Here is an 18211-nt window from a genome sequence, read left to right as displayed (position 1 = left end):
CACGGTGACTCACGAGCGCAATGTCACCGCGATTACCAGACCTGGATCTCAAGCTCCAGGTCGATTCCATGTTTCTCTGCGACCTTGGTCCGGATCAGGTCGATCAGTCGCAGAACGTCGGCCGACGTGGCCCCTTCGTACGTCACGATAAAATTTCCGTGACGGTCGCTGACTTCGCATTGACCGACGCGGGTTCCTTTGAGTCCAGCTTGTTCGATGAGCGCGCCCGCGCTGAGCCCACGCGGATTCTTGAAGATGCAGCCTGCCGACTGGAAAGACAACGGCTGCGTCGATTTCTTCATGATCCAGAGCTTCCGCATCCGACGGGCGATCTCCTCCGGATCGTCCTTCGTCAGTTCGAGCTCTGCCTCGAGGATGATCAGGTCGCTGATTCCGCTCGAACGGTAGGCGAAACTCAGTTCGTCTGCCGTGCGGACGAATTTCTGCCCCGTCGACGAGAGGACTGTAATCGATCGGATGAACTGTCCGATCTCTCCGCTCCGACCTCCCGCATTTCCGCGGATCGCTCCACCGAGCGTTCCCGGAATCCCGACGAGTGTTTCCATTCCAGCCAGGCCGGCGCCTACGGTTTCCACGACGAGGTGCGACAGCAACACGCCGCAGCCGGCGCGGGCCGTTGTCCCCTCGATGGAAATCCTGGCGAAATCGGGAGCGGTCAGCTTCACGACCACTCCGCTGACTCCCTCGTCGCGCACCAGAACATTCGAGCCGCTTCCCAGCACGTGGACCGGCAGTTCTTCCGTGGCACAGGCCTTCAACAGCGATTCAAGCTCGGCCGCATTGCGAGGCTCGGCAAGATATTGGGCGGGTCCGCCGATTCGCAGCCAGGTCTGTGGAGCCAGCGACTCATCCTGCCGGAGAATTTCACGGAAAGCGTCGAGGGAGGTCATAATGCAGACAGTCGATATCTCCGGCGCCGAGCGTGACAACAATATCCCCCGGTCGGAGGGCAGTCTCTAGTGTCGTCAGCGCATGGTCAAGAGACGGGATGAACGCGGAGCGGCAAGGGCGCGGAACACGCCGGGACATTTCCCTCGAGAGCTCATTCGCCACACCCGCCCCATCTTCCCGCGCTGCGTAAACGGGAAGGATCCACGCCTCGTCAGCGACGGAGACCGCGGCGGCGAAATCGTCCAGCAGCGGCCGCGTCCTGCTCACTTGGTGAGGCTGGAACAGGCAGACGATTCGAGTCTCCGAGGAAACCGCAACGTCGTTCCGGATCGCCTCCAGCACTGCGCGGACCGCCGTCGGATGGTGCGCGTAGTCGTCCAGTCGGATCACGCCGCGCCAGTCGGAGTGACGTTCCAGACGACGCCCCAGACCCGAGAACCGGGCGAACGAATCTGCAATTGCGGACGAAGACAACCCTGCCGCCCGGAGGGCGGCGAAGGCAGCCAGCGCATTTGCCGAATGATGCGAGCCGAGGATCGGTAACGAAATTCTCGCTTCCAGTTCTCCGTGAAAACTGATGTTCATCTCCACGCCCGCGGCCGAATGACGGGTCACCACGGCAGACCAGTCGGCCGCGGCGCCGATCGCCGACAGCGTCTCGATTCGGCCGCCCCCTCGTGCAAGCCCCTGTGAAGAGTCCTGGTCGACGTTGATGAGCGCCAGCCCGGTCGGGCGAATGCGAGCGAGAAACTGGCTGTAGGCGCCAATGGCGTCGTCGAGGTCGGAAAAACAGTCGAAGTGATCAGGCTCAATCCCCAGGATCACACCGATCTCCGGGCTCAGATCGAGGAAGTGGCGCCGGTATTCGCACGCCTCAATCACGGCCCAGTTCCCAGGCCCGGCCCACCCGTGGCGCTCCCGCGAGAGGATCTCCGCTCCGCAAAAGACGGCCGAGACCTTCCCCGCATCAGACAGGGCCTCGGCGATCAACGCAGTCGTCGTGCTCTTTCCGTGTGTCCCGGCAACCGCGATCGCCTGTCGTTCGCGGGACACGGCGCCCAGGAACTGGGGATAGGAAGCCTCCGCCAGGTTCCTCTCCCGGGCAGCTCTCCGCTCGACATTCGAGCCCGGAACCGCCGGACTGTAGAGCAGGGCATCCAGGCCGGGAGAGATATGCTCCGAGGAATGTCCTTCATGAACGGTCACGCCGCACTGTTCGAGCCGGCCGCGGACACGCCCGTTGACGGCCGCGTCGCTGCCGCTGACCTGCCAGCCGAGATCCCTCGCGTATTCGGCAAGGGCACGCATTCCGGCGCCGCCACAACCGACCAGGTGGACGGCGGCCGCCGAACGGTTCAATAGGAAATCACACTCGGACAAACGCGGCTTCCGACTTGGGCACGGACCGGAATCTTTGCAGAATCCCGGCCATCGCACACGGCAAGTTTTCCCGCCACCCGCAACAACGATGCAATAGGCGTCGGCGAAAGGGAATGGTTCCTCGGGAGATCGGCCTCTACGATGAACGACCAGCTCCACGGAGGACTTCATGTCGACACCATCCAACGCCGGCCGGCAGGCGAACCGCCTCGCCGGAGAAACCAGCCCCTATCTGCTTCAGCACGCGTATAACCCGGTCGACTGGTACCCGTGGAGCGACGAAGCGTTCGAACGGGCGAACGCGGAAGACAAGCCGGTATTTCTCTCAGTGGGGTACTCGGCCTGCCACTGGTGTCACGTCATGGAGCGTGAAAGCTTCGAAAGCGACGAGATTGCCGCGATCCTCAACGAGCGCTTCATCAGCATCAAAGTCGATCGCGAAGAACGCCCCGACATCGACCAGATCTACATGGCGGCGGTCCAGGCGCTCACCCAGCGCGGCGGCTGGCCCATGTCCGTCTTCCTCACTCCACGCCGGGAGCCGTTTTTCGGAGGCACCTACTGGCCGCCCGACAGCCGGATGGGCATGCGCGGGTTCAGGGAGATCCTGCAACTGATCGACGAGGCCTGGCGCACGCGGCGAGAGGATGTCTCGCGGTCGGCCGCCTCCCTGACGCAGGCCGTCGACCAGATGGCCTCGGCCGGTTTCGACGAGACGCAGCTGTCGGTTGAAACTCTCAAAAACGCCGTCCAGTCGATTCTCTCCGTCTTCGACGTCCGTTACGGCGGCTTTGGCCAAGCCCCCAAATTCCCGCATCCGATGGACCTGCGTCTGTTGATCCGCTGTGGCCAGCGGTTTGCCAGCCCCGCGGCCCTCGATGCCGCCCGGTTCACTCTCGACCGGATGGCCGCCGGCGGTATCTACGATCATCTCGGCGGCGGATTCCATCGCTATTCCACCGACGCCCGTTGGCTCGTCCCGCATTTCGAGAAAATGCTCTACGACAACGCCCTCCTCGTGCCGGCCTACCTTGACCTCTGGCTGGCCGAACGTCGGCCACAGGACGTCACTGTCGTTCGAGAGACGCTCGACTACATCCTTCGCGAGATGACCGCGCCGGAAGGAGCCTTCTACAGCACGCAGGACGCCGACAGCGAAGGCGAGGAAGGAAAGTTCTTCGTCTGGACGATCAATGAGGTCGAATCGCTCCTGGGACCGGACGAAGCACAGGTCTTCGCCGCCGCCTACGACCTCACCCCCGGCGGAAACTGGGAAGGCCACACCATCCTCAACCGGCCCCGTCCGATCGGCGACGTCGCAAAGGCGACCGACCTCGACATCAGCGTTCTCGAGAAACGGCTGGCTGACGACCGGCGACGCCTGTTTGAGACCCGCTCGCGCCGCATCGCCCCAGGACGTGACGACAAGGTCCTCACGTCCTGGAACGGGCTGATGATCTCGGCCATGGCGCAGGCTGGAAAACTTCTCGCAGAACCTTGCTACGTCAACGCCGCAGTGCGTGCGGCCGAGTTCCTCGTGACAACCGTACGCGATGCCGACGGACGCTTGCTGCACACGTTCAAGGATGGCCGCGCGAGATTCGCCGCCTACCTCGACGACTATGCCTGTCTCATCGATGGGCTCATCGACCTCCACCAGGCCACCCAGGACGCCCGCTGGCTCGAGGAGGCCATCCGCCTCGCCGGAATCATGCTCCGCGACTTCCCGGACGACGATGAGGGGGGCTTCTATTACACCGCCTCCCACCATGAGCGCCTCATTACGCGAGTCAAGGATTCGCAGGACAACGCCACCCCGTCCGGCAATGGTGTCGCTGCAACGGCCCTCTTTCGCCTGGCGGCAGTCACCGGCGACACGCGGTTCGAAGAGGCCGCCGCGAGGACGCTCCAGGCCCTCTCGGGTCTCATGTCACGGCATCCCCGTACCGCTGCACAGTCGCTCCTGGCCCTGGAGTTTGCCTTGGGACCGCAGCCGATCGTCGTGATTCTGCCCGGAGACAACTCAGAGGAAGCCGATCGGATGCAGGCTGCCGTCGCTGAGGCGCCGCATCCGTCTCCCATGGTTCTGGTCGTCGACGAAACGGACCGCCTTCAGGGACCGCTCAAGGCCGCGCTCGAAGGCAAGCAGGCCATCAAACGGCGGACGACCTCATACCTCTGCGAGCGGGGAACCTGCTTCGAGCCATTGATGGACGCCGCGGCCCTTCGCGTGTTTGTCGATGCTCGCAGGCACGCAGGTCGGACCCCGAACGCCTGAACGAAAAAAAGCCGCCGGTCGATGGCTCGACCGGCGGCTCGAATTCTTCAGATTCGATACGTCATCGGCGTTTTCGCGAGTCGTCGTAGTACGAATTTCCGACACGTTCGTCGCTGTAGTACTTGCCCGACTTCGAACGGTACGACGTCGTGTAGTTGTAGCTGTAGGAGTCGCCGTAGCCGTAACCGGCCGCCCGTTCGCTGATGCCGTTCACCACCACACCCAGCACGCGGGCGCCGATGAGATCGAGCGTCTCACGCACGCGGCGGGTCTGCGGGCGACACCGTTTCGTATTCCGGACGACGAGGATCACCCCGTCGACATGCGCCGCCACGGCCGCCGGATCCGTCACGATCAGGATCGGCGGCGTGTCCATCAACACGAAGTCGTACTTCTCGCGAAGCTGCTGCACGAGAACAGTGAACTCCGGAGAAAGCAGCAGTTCGGCCGGATTCTCGACGCGCGGACCGACGGTCATCACGTCGAGATTCGGCACCAGGGTCGACTGAATCGCATCCGGCACGTCCATCCCGTCGCGAACGACAGAGGCCACGCCGACGTCGATGCTCACTCCGAATAGCTTGTGTACGCGGGGCCGACGCAAATCGCAGTCGACCAGCAGGCACCGCTTGCCCGACATCGCGATGGCCGAGGCCAGGTTGCAGCACAGGGTCGTCTTGCCGTCGCCCGAATTCGCGCTCGTCACCTGTAACACGCGGTGCGACTGCCCCCGCATGCCGAAGAAAATCGCCGCGCGAACCGCGCGATACGACTCGGCCAGGCGCGACTTGGGACGGTGGTGTACCGAGATGCTGCTGTCGACCTTGGCGTCCTTCACAATCTTCCAGTCGCGGTCCGCAGCCAGTTCCGGAATGTGACCGATGACCGGCAGTCGCAGCTGACGCGAAATCTCATCCGGGTTACGGAAGCTCTTGTCCGCCGTCTCAAGCAGCAGGGCAATGGCGATCGCCGCCAGCAGTCCGCCAAAGCCGCCGAAACCGAGAGCCTGCGGCATGCTCGGACCGATCTGGATGCCCGGGGTCGGCTCGGACAGGATATCGGCCTGCATCGGCGCGGCCGACTTCGAAAGGTCCAGCGTCGTGATTTTTGCGACCAGTGCGTCGTACAGCTGTTTCAGGTGATTGTGTTCTTCAGTGAGCCGCTGATCGATCCGCTGATCCTCCTGCATGCTCAGGGCTTTCGCTTTCACGTCTTCGAACCCGGTATTGAGTTCGGCGACTTCGTTCTGCAGCGACGTGATGCGTTCGTCGAGTGATTCCAGGTGAATGCTCAGCAGGTCGCGCTTCGGGCCGCTGTCACCGGTTTCCTGCCGCAGCAGGCCGCGAAGGGCCTCGATTCGCTTGTCCAGCTTTCGAATCTGGGGATGTCCCTCACCAACCGTCTCCAGCAGGGTCTCGCGCTCCACCAGCAGCGGAGTCACTTCCTTCATGAACGGATCCATCCGGGCCTGGAGGCTTTCCGTCTGGTTCGACTTCTCCGGGTCGTTCTTCAGCATGTTGGCCATGAGCAACAGGGCTTCCTTGCTTGCCCCGCGGGCCAGCGCGTCTTTCATGGCGTTCCGCTGCACCGAAAGCTGCTGCAGTTCGAGCATCTTCAGGTGCCGCTCGTCTTCAATCTTCCTCAGCCGCTCTTCGTAGTAGTTGATTCCCTTATTGTCCTGGAACAACAGCTGGGCCTTGTTCCGGAATCGGTCGTACTCGGTGCGGTTATTCGCGAGCCGATCCTCCAGTTCGGTCTTGCCCGACTTCAGCAGCGATTCCAGTTCGGCGCGGCTGCCGGCCTGGGTCGACTGCAGCCACGTCTTATAGGAGTCGAGAACCGCGATGAGGATCCTCTTGCAATCCCCCGCGTTCGGTCCTGAATACGAAATCTCGAGAACGTCCTCCGACACTTCGCTCCGCTGAACGCGCATCCCTCCCGCGATCGTCGAAATCACACTCGGCTTCGACTGCCCTGCGAGAGTGGGAAGCTTCAGCAGGCCGCTCTCTTTCGAGGCCAGTTTTTCTTCATCCGTCGCCCCCTCAGGCAGCGTCGGATCGACCGCTCCCTTGATAATCGTCGGCTGGGTCAGCAGGTACTGATGGTTCTCCAGCAGGTCCACCGAATTGATCGAGTTTGTCGTCCGATCGTCCCGGCCGGTCGACATCGACGTCTGCGGCCTCAACACCATCACCTTGGCGAACGACGCATAGACCGGAGGCTGGCGGGTGTAATACAGATGCCCAAGAGCGATGCCGATGCCGATAAAGGCAACGACCAGAAACTTCCGCCCCATGATGGCATTGAAGACGTCGAGCCCTTTGTCGGTTGGCTGCTCCTCAGTCGCCGAGGGGGTAATCGGCGTCGGGGCCTGCCAGTCCGTTGTCGTAGTGCTCACTCGAATCTCCGCTAGGAAGTCAGTCTGGACCACATGATTTCACGGGTCGTGATGCGGAAGTCTCATCACGGGTGAATCCTGCTGGCCCACAGCAAGGTTGCCGCACTCTGCAAATCGCGAACCGTGCATCCTTATCGCCGCCGAATCCCGGCGGCCAGGGCCATTCGCGTCGTGCGATAAACTGTTCCCGCCTTCACGGTTACAGTCTTGTCGTCCGACTGGCCACCGAGCGAGAAGTGGACAGCCAAGTCGGAGCTGTGCCAAAAACATACACGCGGTGGTGTGAAAACACAACAAATTCGTCGGTTCGCGCAATGCGAGTGCGGCTGGTCGAACACTATCTTCACGGCACACGCAATGCGCGCGTCGACTGCCCATCCCGGCCACTTTTCTAAAGATCGTTCCCCAGCCCCGCAGGTTCGCAACGACCAGTCGGCGCGTCCTGCCCGGAAGCGGGCAGGCAAATGCCGCGAACTGCGGCAACCCCGATCGAAGGATGCGGTTTCTCGACGCTGCGATACAGGTCTGTTCGTCGGATTCCGCCTCAGAGTCGCTAAACTCGACGCAGACGATCCAACTCTCTTTCTGTGTGCGACGTGCCGATCCCGGTCTCTCCCCCTCCTGCATCCCGCATCCGCCGAACGCCTGAACTTCTGGCGCCCGCGGGCGACCGGCAATGCATTCGCGCGGCCATTGAGAACGGTGCCGATGCCGTCTATTTCGGGCTGAACGTCGGCTTCAACGCGCGGGCCCGTGCCGAAAACATGGGACCGGCCGACCTGCCCGAGATCATGGCCGAACTCCATCAGCGCGGCGTCCGCGGCTACGTCACGCTGAATACGCTCGTGTTCAGCGACGAACTCGACGCGGTCGAGCCGCTGATCCGGCAGATTTCGGCCGCAGGAGTCGACGCCGTTCTGGTTCAGGACATCGGATTGGCCCGCCTGGTGAGGGCCATCGCTCCAGACCTCCCCATTCATGCATCAACTCAGATGACCATGACGAGTGCGGAGACGATCCGCGAACTCGAGGGGCTCGAAATCGAACGGATCGTCCTGGCCCGCGAACTCTCGGTCAAAGAAATCGGGGCCATCGCCTCCGAAACACCGATCGAGATCGAGGCGTTCGTCCACGGCGCGCTCTGCGTCGCTTACTCCGGGCAGTGCCTCACCAGTGAATCCCTCGGCGGTCGAAGTGCGAATCGCGGTCAATGTGCCCAGGCCTGCCGACTCCCCTATGAGCTGGTGTGCGACGGCGAGGATGTCGATCTCGGCGACGTGAAATACCTCCTGAGTCCCCAGGACCTCGCCGCCTATGCGCTGGCCGACGATCTGATCGACGCAGGCGTCTCTTGCTTCAAGATCGAAGGCCGTCTCAAGACTCCGGAATACGTCGCCAATATCACCCGGCACTATCGCCGCGCCATTGATGCGGCCGTCGCCGGCAAGGCTTCCCCTCTCTCGGGGGAAGATGTGCAGGAGATGGAACTCTCGTTCTCGCGAGGTTTCTCACCCGGCTGGCTGGGGGGATGCGACCACAAAGTGCTTGTACCCGGCCTCAGTTCGGCCAAGCGCGGCGTGCTGCTGGGAGAAATCGTCCGATTGGCCGGCGAACGCGTCGTCGTCCGGTTGCAGGCCGGCATCGCCGCTGGTGACGGCGTCGTCTTTGAAGGCGACCGGGCCGCCCGCGATGAGCAGGGAGGTCGAATCCTCAAGTTGGAACGCGATCGCCACGAAGTCCACGGCGCCGCGACCGCCGGCGTCGTCGATCTCCTGTTCCACCATGGCGCCGTCGACGTCTCTCGGCTTTGGCCCGGGCAGAAACTGTGGAAAACTGATGATCCCCGGCTCAACGCAAAACTGAGAAAGACGTTCCAGACCCTCGACCCGCAGCGGCGCGTTGCGGTCGACCTGGATGTGCACGCGGAGGCCGGGCAGCAACTTCGGGTCAGCGCGCGGACGGCGACCGGGTATCGGGTAGAAGTGGCCACGGACGGACCGCTCGAACCGGCCCGCAGACACACGCTGACGGAGGCCCACCTACGCGAGCAATTGGGGCGGCTCGGTGGAACGAACTACGAACTGCAGTCTCTGCACGCGACCATCATCGGCGCCCCCATGCTCCCGCTGAGCGTTTCGTCGATCCTCCGCCACGAAATGGTCCGCAGGCTCGACGAATTGGCGACGGCGCCCCCCGCCCGCCGGATTACAGCCGGGCCCGTGCTCCCGGCCCTGCGCGCAGCCCTGCCGAACCGCGCACCGGATGGCGAGTCCTCTCCGCCGATTCTGCACATCCTCGGCCGGAATCTCGAGCAGCTCGTTGCGGCGATGGACTCCGGCGCCACCCACCTGACTGCGGACTTTTCCGACATTCGGCACTACACCGACGCGGTCCGGTTGGGCCGGGATCGGAATGTCACAGTCGCCGTCGCGACTCCGCGCATCCAGAAGCCGGGGGAAATGGGACTCTTCCGGCGAATGGCGAAAGACGCCCCCGCGGCGGTCCTCGTCAGGAATCTCTCCGGCCTCGCGTTCTTCAGGGAACTCGGAATCCCGGTGCTGGCGGACTTCTCACTCAACGTCACCAACGAACTCACCGCCCACTGGCTGATGGAGAAGGGGGCCCGGACGATCACGGCGTCGTACGACATGAACCGTGACCAGTTGCTCGCCCTCGTGCAGGCCCTGCCGCCCCAATGGCTCGAAGTCGTCATCCACCAGCACATGCCGATGTTCCACATGGAGCATTGCGTCTTCTGCGCAGTCCTCTCCCCCGGAACGAACAAGACGAACTGCGGCCGTCCGTGCGACGACCACGTCGTCCAGCTTCGCGACCGGGTCGGTATGGAACACCCGCTGACGGCCGATGTTGGCTGCCGGAATACGCTGTTCAATGCCCAGGCGCAGAGCGGTGCCGAGGCCGTGACCGGGCTCCTCCAGCAGGGCGTCCGCAGGTTTCGGATCGAGTTCCTGGAAGAATCGCCCTCCGAGGTGCGGCGGACGATCGATCTCTATCGAGATCTCCTGGCTGGCCAGGCTTCGGCCACCGGCGTCTGGACCGAACTCAAGGCGATGAACCGCGTCGGCGTCACTCGCGGCACGCTGGAGTCCCGGCGGGATCCCCTCGCCATTCTCTGATGGCCCTCACGCCGCACGGGCGACACAGATTCGCTCGTGGCTTTCCCCCCGCGCCGCTATGGTTTCCTCATGTCTGATCTGCTCCACGATTGCCTGTTCCTCAAAGCCGCCCGCTGCGAACCCACCCCGCGCGTCCCCATGTGGATCATGCGTCAGGCGGGACGCTACATGAAGGAATATCGCGAAGTCCGCAGCAAGGTGACTTTTCTCGAGCTCTGCAAACGGCCCGACCTCGCGACGGAAGTCACGGTCACGGCCCAGAGGGTCCTCGAAGTCGATGCGGCGATCCTCTTCGCCGACCTCCTGCCCATCCTCGAGCCAATGGGATTCGACCTCGAATACGCCCAGGGCGAAGGGCCCGTCATCCACAACCCGCTCAAGTCGGCGGCTGATGTCGACCGGGTCCGCACCCTCGAAAACCTTGACAGCATGCATTTCGTCTTCGACACAGTCCGCCAGTGCCGTCGCGAACTCCCGGCCGATATCCCTCTGCTCGGATTCGCAGGCGCTCCCTTCACGCTCGCCTCCTACGTCATCGAAGGTGCAGGCTCCAGGAGCTACGTCCGGACGAAGACCCTCATGCACTCCGACCGCGCCGCCTGGGGCGTGCTGATGGAACGCCTGATCGAGTCGCTCGAACGCTACCTCAAGGCGCAGATCGAGGCGGGCTGTCAGGCCGTGCAGGTCTTCGACAGCTGGGCCGGCTGTCTCTCTCCACGCGATTACGCCGAATACGTCCAGCCCTACACAAAACGGCTGATCGCCGCCGTCTCCCCGCATGCTCCCGTCATCAACTTTGTGACAGGAAATCCCGCGTTGCTGGGCCTGCAGGCCGAGGCGGGTGGGCAGGTGATCGGAATCGACTGGCGCAGCGATCTCGCCGATGTCCGCCGTCAGCTGGGACCGAAGCGGGCCGTGCAGGGGAACCTCGACCCCGTCACCCTGTTCGGACCGCAGGACCAACTGAAACGCCAGGTAAAGTCGGTGCTCGAATCGGGACGCGGCCCAGGTCACATCTTCAACCTCGGTCACGGCGTCCTGCCCGAGACTCCGGAAGACAACGTGAAAGCGCTGGTTCACATGGTCCGCGAACTCTCAGCCGTCTGACCAACCGCTCGGCGCCGTCACTCGGTGAGTGGAAGCTTCGTTGTCGACGCTGCCAGCGTCTACGACGGGCGAAACCGGCGTCAGTCGCTGAACGGGACGACGTGGTTCGGGTCGCTGCGCAGATTGACCCACGAAATCTCCAGACCTTCCGCGCTCCGCTCAAACATCGGATCGACAAGGCCCTGCTCGGTCGCCGCCGCGAGTCCGCCCGCAGGAGGATCGACCGACTTGGCGAGGACGAGCCGGGAAACACCGAGGTACTTCGCTGCCCACGCGGCCAGGGTGTCCGAGGTGACGTCCCAGCTCGCCGCGGGCCGTGGCAGGAACTCTTTCGCCGCCGCCTCCAGCATCGGCTCGATCGACAGAATCACTCGCCGGTTGTACAGCAGCATTTCCCGCACTTCGCCCCGGTCGGATTCAATGTTCCCGCATTCAGGCGCGCGAATCGCGACGAGTTCCTCCGTCAGCCGCATCGCCCGAATCGCCAGCCAGTGGGCTTCACGATCACTGAAGGTCTGCTGCTCATCCCACCGGCGAACGAGATCGGCTGCCGGCCCGCCGCCAACAACCGTGGCAATGCCTCCAGTCTTGTCCAGCAACGAAAAAAGACCTCGCAGCCGGGCTGCGAGGTCTTTCAGTTCCAGCAGACTTCCACCGAGTTTCACGACCGTCGCCGGCAGCGGTCTCGGATCGTTCACGATTACTCCACCGGCAGCGAGAACTGGACCATGATGGCCCCCTTCTCATTCGGAGCGATGTAGCTGCCGCTCGGGGCGAAGTACTTCTGGACGGCACTGAATTCCGGCAGCTTCGTCAGGTCGAAGCCGTCGAGCTGCTCGTTGAACGTTCCCTTGCGGGCCTGTTCCCAGATCGACTTGATCTGCGCCGCCGGACGGGCAAACCCGATCGAAGACGCCGGCGTCTCGAAGTGCTCGGCCACCGCCTTGTAGTCTGCGGCCCCGGAGAGCGGCTCTTCCGCGACCGACTTGCCACGGATCGTGGCTTCCAGCGCCGCCGGATGCGTCGCGAAGAACAGGTGCCCGCGGGTCACCGCAAGCGCCGGAGCCGTGTCGCCGCCGCCGGCCTCGATGTCGTAGATGGTCACGCCTTCAAACGTCCGCGGCTTGAGGTTCGGCGCCTGGGCGGCCACCTTCTCGATCACGTTGTGCACGGTCTTCTCGTCCTTCACGCCGATCGCGAACAGCATCCGCTGCGCCCCGACGTCCGCTCCTTCGTTCTCCGTCGCAAGCATGTGGACCATGCCGGTGAGTTGGTCGAGCAGATCCTTCTTCGGGTGAATCCCCGGGTTGTTCGGGTGGTTGGCCGCCTGGTCCAGCAGCGCGTCCAGTCCGCCAATCTGAGGAGCAAAGGTCATCACCAGCGCGTCGATCGCCTGGTAAGCGCCCGGGATGTCCCAGGTGAAACCCGAATACTGGTCGACATTCTTGCCGACCCAGGCCGGCGGCCCTTCAAGCGTGGCAGGCATCCGGAAGATGCTCAGAAGTCCGCCGAGCGGCTGCTCGACGTAGAACATCGTGCGGGAGACGCTGTCGAACTCCTTGCTCTCCAGCGCGGAGACGCCGCCGATCGCCTTCAGCTTGTCCAGGCCGAGCAGCGGAAGGAAGCCCTGGGCCATTCCCGCGTTCCCGGCCGTCTGCGGGCTCATCTTCAGCACTTCGAGGATCAGGTTGATCGGGTCCACGTAGTAATACAGGTCGGAGAACTCGTCTTCGTTCTCTTCGCACTCTTCGAAAATCGTCGTCAGGATCGGGTTCGTGGCGAACGTCTTGTCGTGCTTGCCATCCCACCGGTCGATGATCGCCTTCGCGAAGCCGATGCTCGAGGTGAACACGACGTACGACTCGTCGGTGAAGTAAACGAATTCGCCGGCGTTGCTGCCTTCTTTCTTGAAGATGCTCAGCTCGATGTCTTCGTAGCTTTCCGTCGACTTCGTCGCCTTCTCCGCGATTGCTTCGTTGATCTTGGCGAGAACCTTCTCCAGCGTCGCCGTCTGCTCGCCGACATCGACGATCAATGCCACGCCCAGCTTGTTGTTCACCTTGGACGCCGCAAGCGTCACTTCGCCCGACGGCAACGCCAGCAGGTCACGAAGTGGAACGCCGATTTCCTCCTGCGCCTTTTCACCCGCCTTCTCGAAGGCGGCCTGCACTTCAGCACGGAACCCGCTCATCGAGCGATCGTTCCACAACTTCCCCATCGCCGAGTCGCCAAACCGGGCCTTCAGATCGACCACGCTGGGGCAGGTCGCGAAGAAATACGTATCCGGCGGCAACAGCGCCTGGGCCAACGCATCGTCATCAGCCGCACGAACGGTGAACGCCGTGGAAAGCAGGCACAGAGTCAGGACGCATCGCCGCACCAAAACGGCGGCAGAGTAGCCACGCATGTGTTTTGTCCAAGGAGTCGGGGGGAACGAGACGCCGGGATCGTAGCGAGTTTCCCCGACGGCGTAAGGCGGGATTGAGGAGAAACCCGCGGGAATTGACCACGCGAATCCTGTTTGTTAGCCTCATTTCCGTGGTCGTGGAGACGCCCACGGCGCTTCACCAACACAACCTTGTCGGGCACCCCTTGCCCGGCCTCCGACGCTTTGACGCAAGGAGGGAGTTGATGCTCCTGGAAGCGAGCCCCGCAGCGACCGCTGTCGCAAAGAATGAGGCGGCAAGAGCCGCCATCGATGAAACTCTCGTCGCCCGGATCGAGCGAATCGTCCGCTGCCGAACCGGCGGCCGCATCCGCGACCTCCGCGTTGATGTCTCGGAAAAACGCGTCGTCATCTCCGGACAGACGACAACCTACTACGCCAAGCAACTGGTCACCCACGCCGCCCTCGACGAAATTCGGGACCGCGCACTGACCAACGCAATCGAGGTCCAGTAGGCCTCGTACCGAGCCGCCGGCCAGCTCAGCCAACCGCGCTAGCTCTCCATCGACCGTGGTCAGCTTTTCCGGCCGGTCAGCCTGCGGCCTGCGATCGGACGACAAGCCGCAGGAGCTATTCCTCCGAGGCGGCCGCGATCCAGTCGTAGTCGCGACGCTCGAGAATCTCGACTGGCACGAAGTCGCCCACGTTCAGGTTTTCCCCCTGCACGTACACCGTCCCGTCGATCTCCGGCGCATCGGCAAACGTCCGACCCGACCACACTCCCTCTTCCACTTCCTCATCGATCAGGCAGTCGAGTTCGTAGCCCACCATCGAGTCGCCCCACGCAAAGGCGATCTCCTGCTGGTCCGCCATCAGCGTTTCGACCCGCTCCGCCTTCACTTCGTCCGGAAGGTGTCCATCCAGCCGATCGGCGGCCGTTCCCGGCTCTCGCGAGAACGGAAACACCCCCATTCGCTGAAACTGCGTTTCCTTCACAAACTCCCGCAGCTCCTCGAACTGCTCCTCCGTCTCCCCCGGGAAGCCAACGACGAATGTCGTCCTCATCACGAGATTGTCGATCCGGCCCCGCAGCTTCTCGACGAGCTCAATCGTCTTCTCGCGATTCACCCGCCGCTGCATTCGCTTCAGCACCTGGCTGTTGATGTGCTGCAGCGGCATGTCGAGGTACGGGATGATCCGGCTTGATCCGGCGATCGTGTCGATCAGTTCATCCGAGAAATGAATCGGGTACAGGTACATCAGCCGGATCCACTCCAGCCCATCGACCTTTTCCAGCTCTTTCAGCAGTTGCACCAGCCGCACTTCGCCATACAGGTCGAGCCCATAGTAGGTCGTGTCCTGGGCGACGAGGATCAGCTCCTTGCAGCCGTCGGCCGCGAGTTCCTTCGCCTCTTCGATCACCATCTCGATCGGCTTGGTGACGTGCTTGCCGCGCATCTTCGGAATCGAGCAGAACGTGCACGTCCGGTCGCACCCTTCGGAAATCTTGAGATAGGCGAAATGCGAGGGCGTCAGCCGCATCCGGGCCCGGTCATCGAGCGCCTTGATCGCCGCCGGCCGGAACAGCTCCCGCTGTTCGCGGTGCAGGGGGGCCACGCCAGGCAGCGAGGATTCCAGCTGGATCAGCGACGACGGGGCGGCCCCGGTCAGCTTTTCGGCGACAGTTGCGATCTCATCGCGTCCGAACACGCCGACAACGTGGTCGATCTCCGGCATTTCATTCAGCAGCGTCCCACCCAGCCGTTCCGGCAGGCAGCCCGCGACGATCACCCCTTTGGTCCCGCCCGCCTTTTTCAGGTCGAGCATTTCCTGGATCACCGCCTTCGACTCGGCCCGCGACTGCTCGATGAAGCCGCAGGTGTTCACCACGACGAAATCGGCCCCCTCCGGTTCCGAAACCACCTGGAAGCCATCGATCGCCAGGTGCCCCAGCATTTTCTCGCTGTCGACCAGGTTTTTCGGGCATCCGAGCGACACGAAGGCAAATGTCTTTTCACCCTTTACCGGGTTGGTCATCAGAACACCTAAAAACACCGTGAAACCAAGCCCGCAATAGTACCCGTTCCCGCCGATTACTGCTGGTTAGAACGGCCAAAAGCCATCCGGGATAATCTTGTTCATTGAAACCGAGCTTCCTTCGTGACGATGTCGACGGAAACCGTTGGCCCACCGTCGAACGTACCGCCGCTCTTGGGAACGAGACGAACTGCGATACTCCATTTCACCACGGTCTTGCGTTGCAGGTAGTTCTTTGAATTGATGTCCGGCTGAGGCTCACAGCAGTCCCATTCCCAGCGATGATCACCAGCAAAATGGGCAGCGACGAACTCTATTGCAATCCGTAACGCCTCGTCTCTGGCAGCCGTTTTGCTCGTGTAGAGGCTCATTGTTAGGTGAAACTACAAGGACGGTCACGCAGCACGTTGCATTTGCCTACGCCTTCACGAAGGCGTACGTGCCTTTCGAAGCGGACGGGCTGTTCAGATTGCTGCTCACGACGACACAAACTCTTCAGGGCGCCGCAGCGACAGATTCTTGGCGCTGCCGGGACGATTAATGTGGCAAACCGCCCGAAGTCCTGGCGATTCATGCACCGGCGGCCGGGGCGGCCACGGGCGGAGTCCACCATTCTAGCCTTTGCGATTTCAAAGCGAATGCCCTGAACGGTGGTTGTTCACGTTTTCTACTTCACCTAACATCCGGCCGCCGGACGTCTTGAAGCCCTGACCGCCATCCTCCGGCCCGACCTTTTTTGCCCCTGCAATGTCTGCTTTCGCCCCAGTCCTCGTCTACGTCCTCATCCTGATCGGCTTCGTCATCACCAATATGGTGCTGACGCACGTCCTGGGGCCCCGGAAGAAGACGGCCACCAAGCAGATGGCCTACGAATCGGGGATGGACCCGGTCGGCGACGCTCGGCAGCCCTTTGACGTCAAATTCTACCTCGTGGCGATCCTGTTCCTCGTCTTCGACGTCGAATTGCTGTTTCTCTATCCCTGGGCGACGTGCGCTTACGTCGATGTCGGAGAAGGGGGGCTCCCCCTCGAACTCCGGAACACCATGTTCGGCATCATGATCATTTTCATGGCCACCCTCGCGATCGCCTATGCCTACGCCTGGCGCAAGGGCGTCTTCAAGTGGCGCTGATCCAGGACGGACACCCCCCAGACGTCACAACCCTGATCGCCTAAGATTAAGTCATGGCTGAAAAACTTCCCGATAACGTTTTCCTCACCACCCTCGACGCCGCGGCCAGCTGGGCTCGCAAGAACAGCCTCTGGCCGATGCCGTTCGCCACGGCCTGCTGCGGCATCGAGCTGATGGCCACGGCCTCCTCCCGCTTCGACCTCGCCCGTTTCGGCGCCGAGGTCATGCGGTTCAGCCCTCGGCAATGCGATCTCATGATCGTCGCCGGCCGCGTCGTCATGAAAATGCTCCCCGTGCTCCAGCGCATCTGGATGCAGATGCCCGAGCCGAAGTGGTGCATCTCGATGGGAGCATGTGCCTGCACAGGCGGCGTGTTCGATACCTACGCCGTCGTCCAGGGCGTCGACCGGTTCATCCCGGTCGATCTCTACGTCCCCGGATGTCCTCCCCGCCCTGAGCAGCTGATCGCCGCCCTGATCGAAATGCAGGACATCGTTCAGAAGACCGGGACCCACAACGGCCGCGAATTCGGTCGTCGCACCACGGCCACGGGGCCCATCCCGATTGAACTCGACGAAATCCGCCGCTCGCGCGAGGCGCTCCCCATCGTCGATCTCCCGATCTACAACTCCCCGAATCTGAACTAGTGAGCGGACGGCGCTAGCCGCCGGCCAGCCACGACCTGCGAATTGCTCGCGATGAGGATTGAAGTGGAACGACGAGCACCCGCTCCTCTCGTCCCTGGATCCTGACCCCTGAATCCTGAATCCTTCACAATGCTCGACACCGCCGCCTTCGTTGCCCGCTTCAACGGCTCGACCAGCGAATTTCGCGATAACCGCCGCGCCATCGTCCCGGCAGCGAAACTCTCCGAGGCCGCCTCGGCCCTGAAGACGGAATTCGGATTCGACATGCTCGTCGACGTCACCGCCGTCGATTATCTCGAGTACGAAGGCGCGACCGATCGGTTCGGCGTGGTCTACTGCCTCCTGAATACGACCACCGGCGAGCGGGTCATCCTGAAGACGTTCGTCAACGATCCTGATCCCGCACTTCCGTCGGTCTACTCCCTCTGGAAAGGGGCCGACTGGATGGAGCGGGAAGTGTTCGACATGTTCGGGATCAAGTTTGAAGGCCATCCCGACCTCCGCCGCATCCTCATGCCGGACGAGTTCACAGCGTTCCCGCTCCGCAAGGACTACCCTCTCAAGGGCCGCGGCGAACGCCACAACTTCCCCGTCATTACCCGCGCCGAGAGCTGAAAGAGAGGCCCCGCCGTCAGGCGGCCTCATCTGCCCCGCGCACGCTGAACGCATCCGTGAGCGGTCGGAGCTAGCCGCCGGATGACGAATCGCGTGCCACGGCTCTGTGAGCCGTGCAACCGTGGAAAACACAGGCTTCGCTGTGTCACGGTCTCCCGACCGTGACACCCAGGCCGACCGCAA

14 protein-coding genes are annotated in these 18211 nt (G+C 62.8%); 7 read left to right on the top strand and 7 right to left on the bottom strand.

Features of this window, described 5'->3' with window-relative positions; genetic code table 11:
• Positions 1-32: 32 nt before the first annotated feature.
• Positions 33-911 carry a UDP-N-acetylmuramate dehydrogenase gene (gene murB, locus Pan44_RS18120; protein WP_145031749.1) on the bottom strand — a complete coding sequence of 293 codons (879 nt, stop codon included), beginning with the start codon at positions 909-911 and terminating at the stop codon, positions 33-35.
• Positions 886-2463 carry a UDP-N-acetylmuramate--L-alanine ligase gene (gene murC / locus Pan44_RS18115; RefSeq protein WP_145031746.1) on the bottom strand — a complete coding sequence of 526 codons (1578 nt, stop codon included), beginning with the start codon at positions 2461-2463 and terminating at the stop codon, positions 886-888. Before murC ends, murB begins: the two co-directional genes overlap by 26 nt.
• On the opposite strand from murC, the gene Pan44_RS18110 reads away from it, so the two are divergent.
• On the top strand, positions 2462-4570 hold the full coding sequence (locus Pan44_RS18110; protein ID WP_145031743.1) for a thioredoxin domain-containing protein: 2109 nt from the start codon (positions 2462-2464) through the stop codon (positions 4568-4570). The genes murC and Pan44_RS18110 overlap by 2 nt on opposite strands.
• Positions 4571-4631: 61 nt before the next feature.
• Here Pan44_RS18110 and Pan44_RS18105 read toward each other — a convergent pair whose 3' ends face one another.
• Entirely contained in the window at positions 4632-6968 is a 2337-nt protein-coding gene (locus Pan44_RS18105; protein WP_145031740.1) for a polysaccharide biosynthesis tyrosine autokinase, read from the bottom strand.
• Between the two features lie 596 nt (positions 6969-7564).
• Here Pan44_RS18105 and Pan44_RS18100 point away from each other — a divergent pair.
• Together Pan44_RS18100 and hemE are read left to right on the top strand one after the other, a co-directional pair.
• Complete coding sequence (locus Pan44_RS18100; RefSeq protein ID WP_145031737.1) at positions 7565-10105, top strand: U32 family peptidase; 2541 nt, start codon at positions 7565-7567, stop codon at positions 10103-10105.
• A gap of 69 nt (positions 10106-10174) precedes the next feature.
• A complete protein-coding gene (gene hemE / locus Pan44_RS18095; protein WP_145031734.1) occupies positions 10175-11212 on the top strand; it encodes a uroporphyrinogen decarboxylase in 1038 nt (345 codons plus the stop codon).
• 80 nt (positions 11213-11292) lie between these two features.
• Here hemE and Pan44_RS18090 read toward each other — a convergent pair whose 3' ends face one another.
• Positions 11293-11910 carry an amino acid kinase family protein gene (locus Pan44_RS18090; protein ID WP_197453433.1) on the bottom strand — a complete coding sequence of 206 codons (618 nt, stop codon included), beginning with the start codon at positions 11908-11910 and terminating at the stop codon, positions 11293-11295.
• A gap of 2 nt (positions 11911-11912) precedes the next feature.
• Positions 11913-13619, bottom strand: a complete 1707-nt coding sequence (locus Pan44_RS18085) for a hypothetical protein (RefSeq protein WP_145031728.1) — start codon at positions 13617-13619, stop codon at positions 11913-11915.
• A gap of 224 nt (positions 13620-13843) precedes the next feature.
• Here Pan44_RS18085 and Pan44_RS18080 point away from each other — a divergent pair, with 224 nt between their 5' ends.
• The gene (locus Pan44_RS18080; protein WP_197453432.1) at positions 13844-14113 is read left to right on the top strand and encodes a hypothetical protein; all 270 of its coding nucleotides are present in this window, start codon (positions 13844-13846) and stop codon (positions 14111-14113) included.
• A gap of 115 nt (positions 14114-14228) precedes the next feature.
• Here the strand turns inward: Pan44_RS18080 and rimO are convergent, their stop codons facing one another.
• Both rimO and Pan44_RS18070 read right to left on the bottom strand, forming a co-directional pair.
• Positions 14229-15635, bottom strand: coding sequence for a 30S ribosomal protein S12 methylthiotransferase RimO (gene rimO, locus Pan44_RS18075; protein ID WP_145031724.1), 1407 nt, complete (start codon positions 15633-15635; stop codon positions 14229-14231).
• Between the two features lie 101 nt (positions 15636-15736).
• A complete protein-coding gene (locus Pan44_RS18070) occupies positions 15737-16006 on the bottom strand; it encodes a hypothetical protein (RefSeq protein ID WP_145031721.1) in 270 nt (89 codons plus the stop codon).
• A gap of 376 nt (positions 16007-16382) precedes the next feature.
• Here Pan44_RS18070 and Pan44_RS18065 point away from each other — a divergent pair, with 376 nt between their 5' ends.
• The 3 genes from Pan44_RS18065 (at position 16383) to Pan44_RS18055 (ending at position 18028) form a co-directional block, all read left to right on the top strand.
• Positions 16383-16766: an NADH-quinone oxidoreductase subunit A gene (locus Pan44_RS18065; protein WP_145031718.1), complete on the top strand. Its 384-nt coding sequence runs from the start codon at positions 16383-16385 to the stop codon at positions 16764-16766.
• Positions 16767-16819: 53 nt separating this feature from the next.
• On the top strand, positions 16820-17413 hold the full coding sequence (locus Pan44_RS18060) for an NADH-quinone oxidoreductase subunit B (RefSeq protein WP_145031716.1): 594 nt from the start codon (positions 16820-16822) through the stop codon (positions 17411-17413).
• 129 nt (positions 17414-17542) lie between these two features.
• A complete protein-coding gene (locus tag Pan44_RS18055; protein WP_145031713.1) occupies positions 17543-18028 on the top strand; it encodes an NADH-quinone oxidoreductase subunit C in 486 nt (161 codons plus the stop codon).
• Positions 18029-18211: the final 183 nt, after the last annotated feature.

It is taken from the genome of Caulifigura coniformis (assembly GCF_007745175.1).
Taxonomy (GTDB): domain Bacteria; phylum Planctomycetota; class Planctomycetia; order Planctomycetales; family Planctomycetaceae; genus Caulifigura; species Caulifigura coniformis.
Note: the sequence above shows the minus strand (reverse complement) of the source record. Positions and strands in the feature narration are given on the sequence as shown.

What these genes read in the sequence shown, in the direction of transcription:
- rimO (WP_145031724.1), bottom strand. Translation starts at nt 15,635, where the DNA reads ATGACCAACCCGGTAAAGGGTGAAAAGACATTTGCCTTCGTGTCGCTC.
- Pan44_RS18060 (WP_145031716.1), top strand. Translation starts at nt 16,820, where the DNA reads ATGGCTGAAAAACTTCCCGATAACGTTTTCCTCACCACCCTCGACGCC.
- Pan44_RS18055 (WP_145031713.1), top strand. Translation starts at nt 17,543, where the DNA reads ATGCTCGACACCGCCGCCTTCGTTGCCCGCTTCAACGGCTCGACCAGC.
- Pan44_RS18065 (WP_145031718.1), top strand. Translation starts at nt 16,383, where the DNA reads ATGTCTGCTTTCGCCCCAGTCCTCGTCTACGTCCTCATCCTGATCGGC.
- Pan44_RS18070 (WP_145031721.1), bottom strand. Translation starts at nt 16,006, where the DNA reads ATGAGCCTCTACACGAGCAAAACGGCTGCCAGAGACGAGGCGTTACGG.
- Pan44_RS18110 (WP_145031743.1), top strand. Translation starts at nt 2,462, where the DNA reads ATGTCGACACCATCCAACGCCGGCCGGCAGGCGAACCGCCTCGCCGGA.
- hemE (WP_145031734.1), top strand. Translation starts at nt 10,175, where the DNA reads ATGTCTGATCTGCTCCACGATTGCCTGTTCCTCAAAGCCGCCCGCTGC.
- murC (WP_145031746.1), bottom strand. Translation starts at nt 2,463, where the DNA reads ATGAAGTCCTCCGTGGAGCTGGTCGTTCATCGTAGAGGCCGATCTCCC.
- murB (WP_145031749.1), bottom strand. Translation starts at nt 911, where the DNA reads ATGACCTCCCTCGACGCTTTCCGTGAAATTCTCCGGCAGGATGAGTCG.
- Pan44_RS18080 (WP_197453432.1), top strand. Translation starts at nt 13,844, where the DNA reads ATGCTCCTGGAAGCGAGCCCCGCAGCGACCGCTGTCGCAAAGAATGAG.
- Pan44_RS18085 (WP_145031728.1), bottom strand. Translation starts at nt 13,619, where the DNA reads ATGCGTGGCTACTCTGCCGCCGTTTTGGTGCGGCGATGCGTCCTGACT.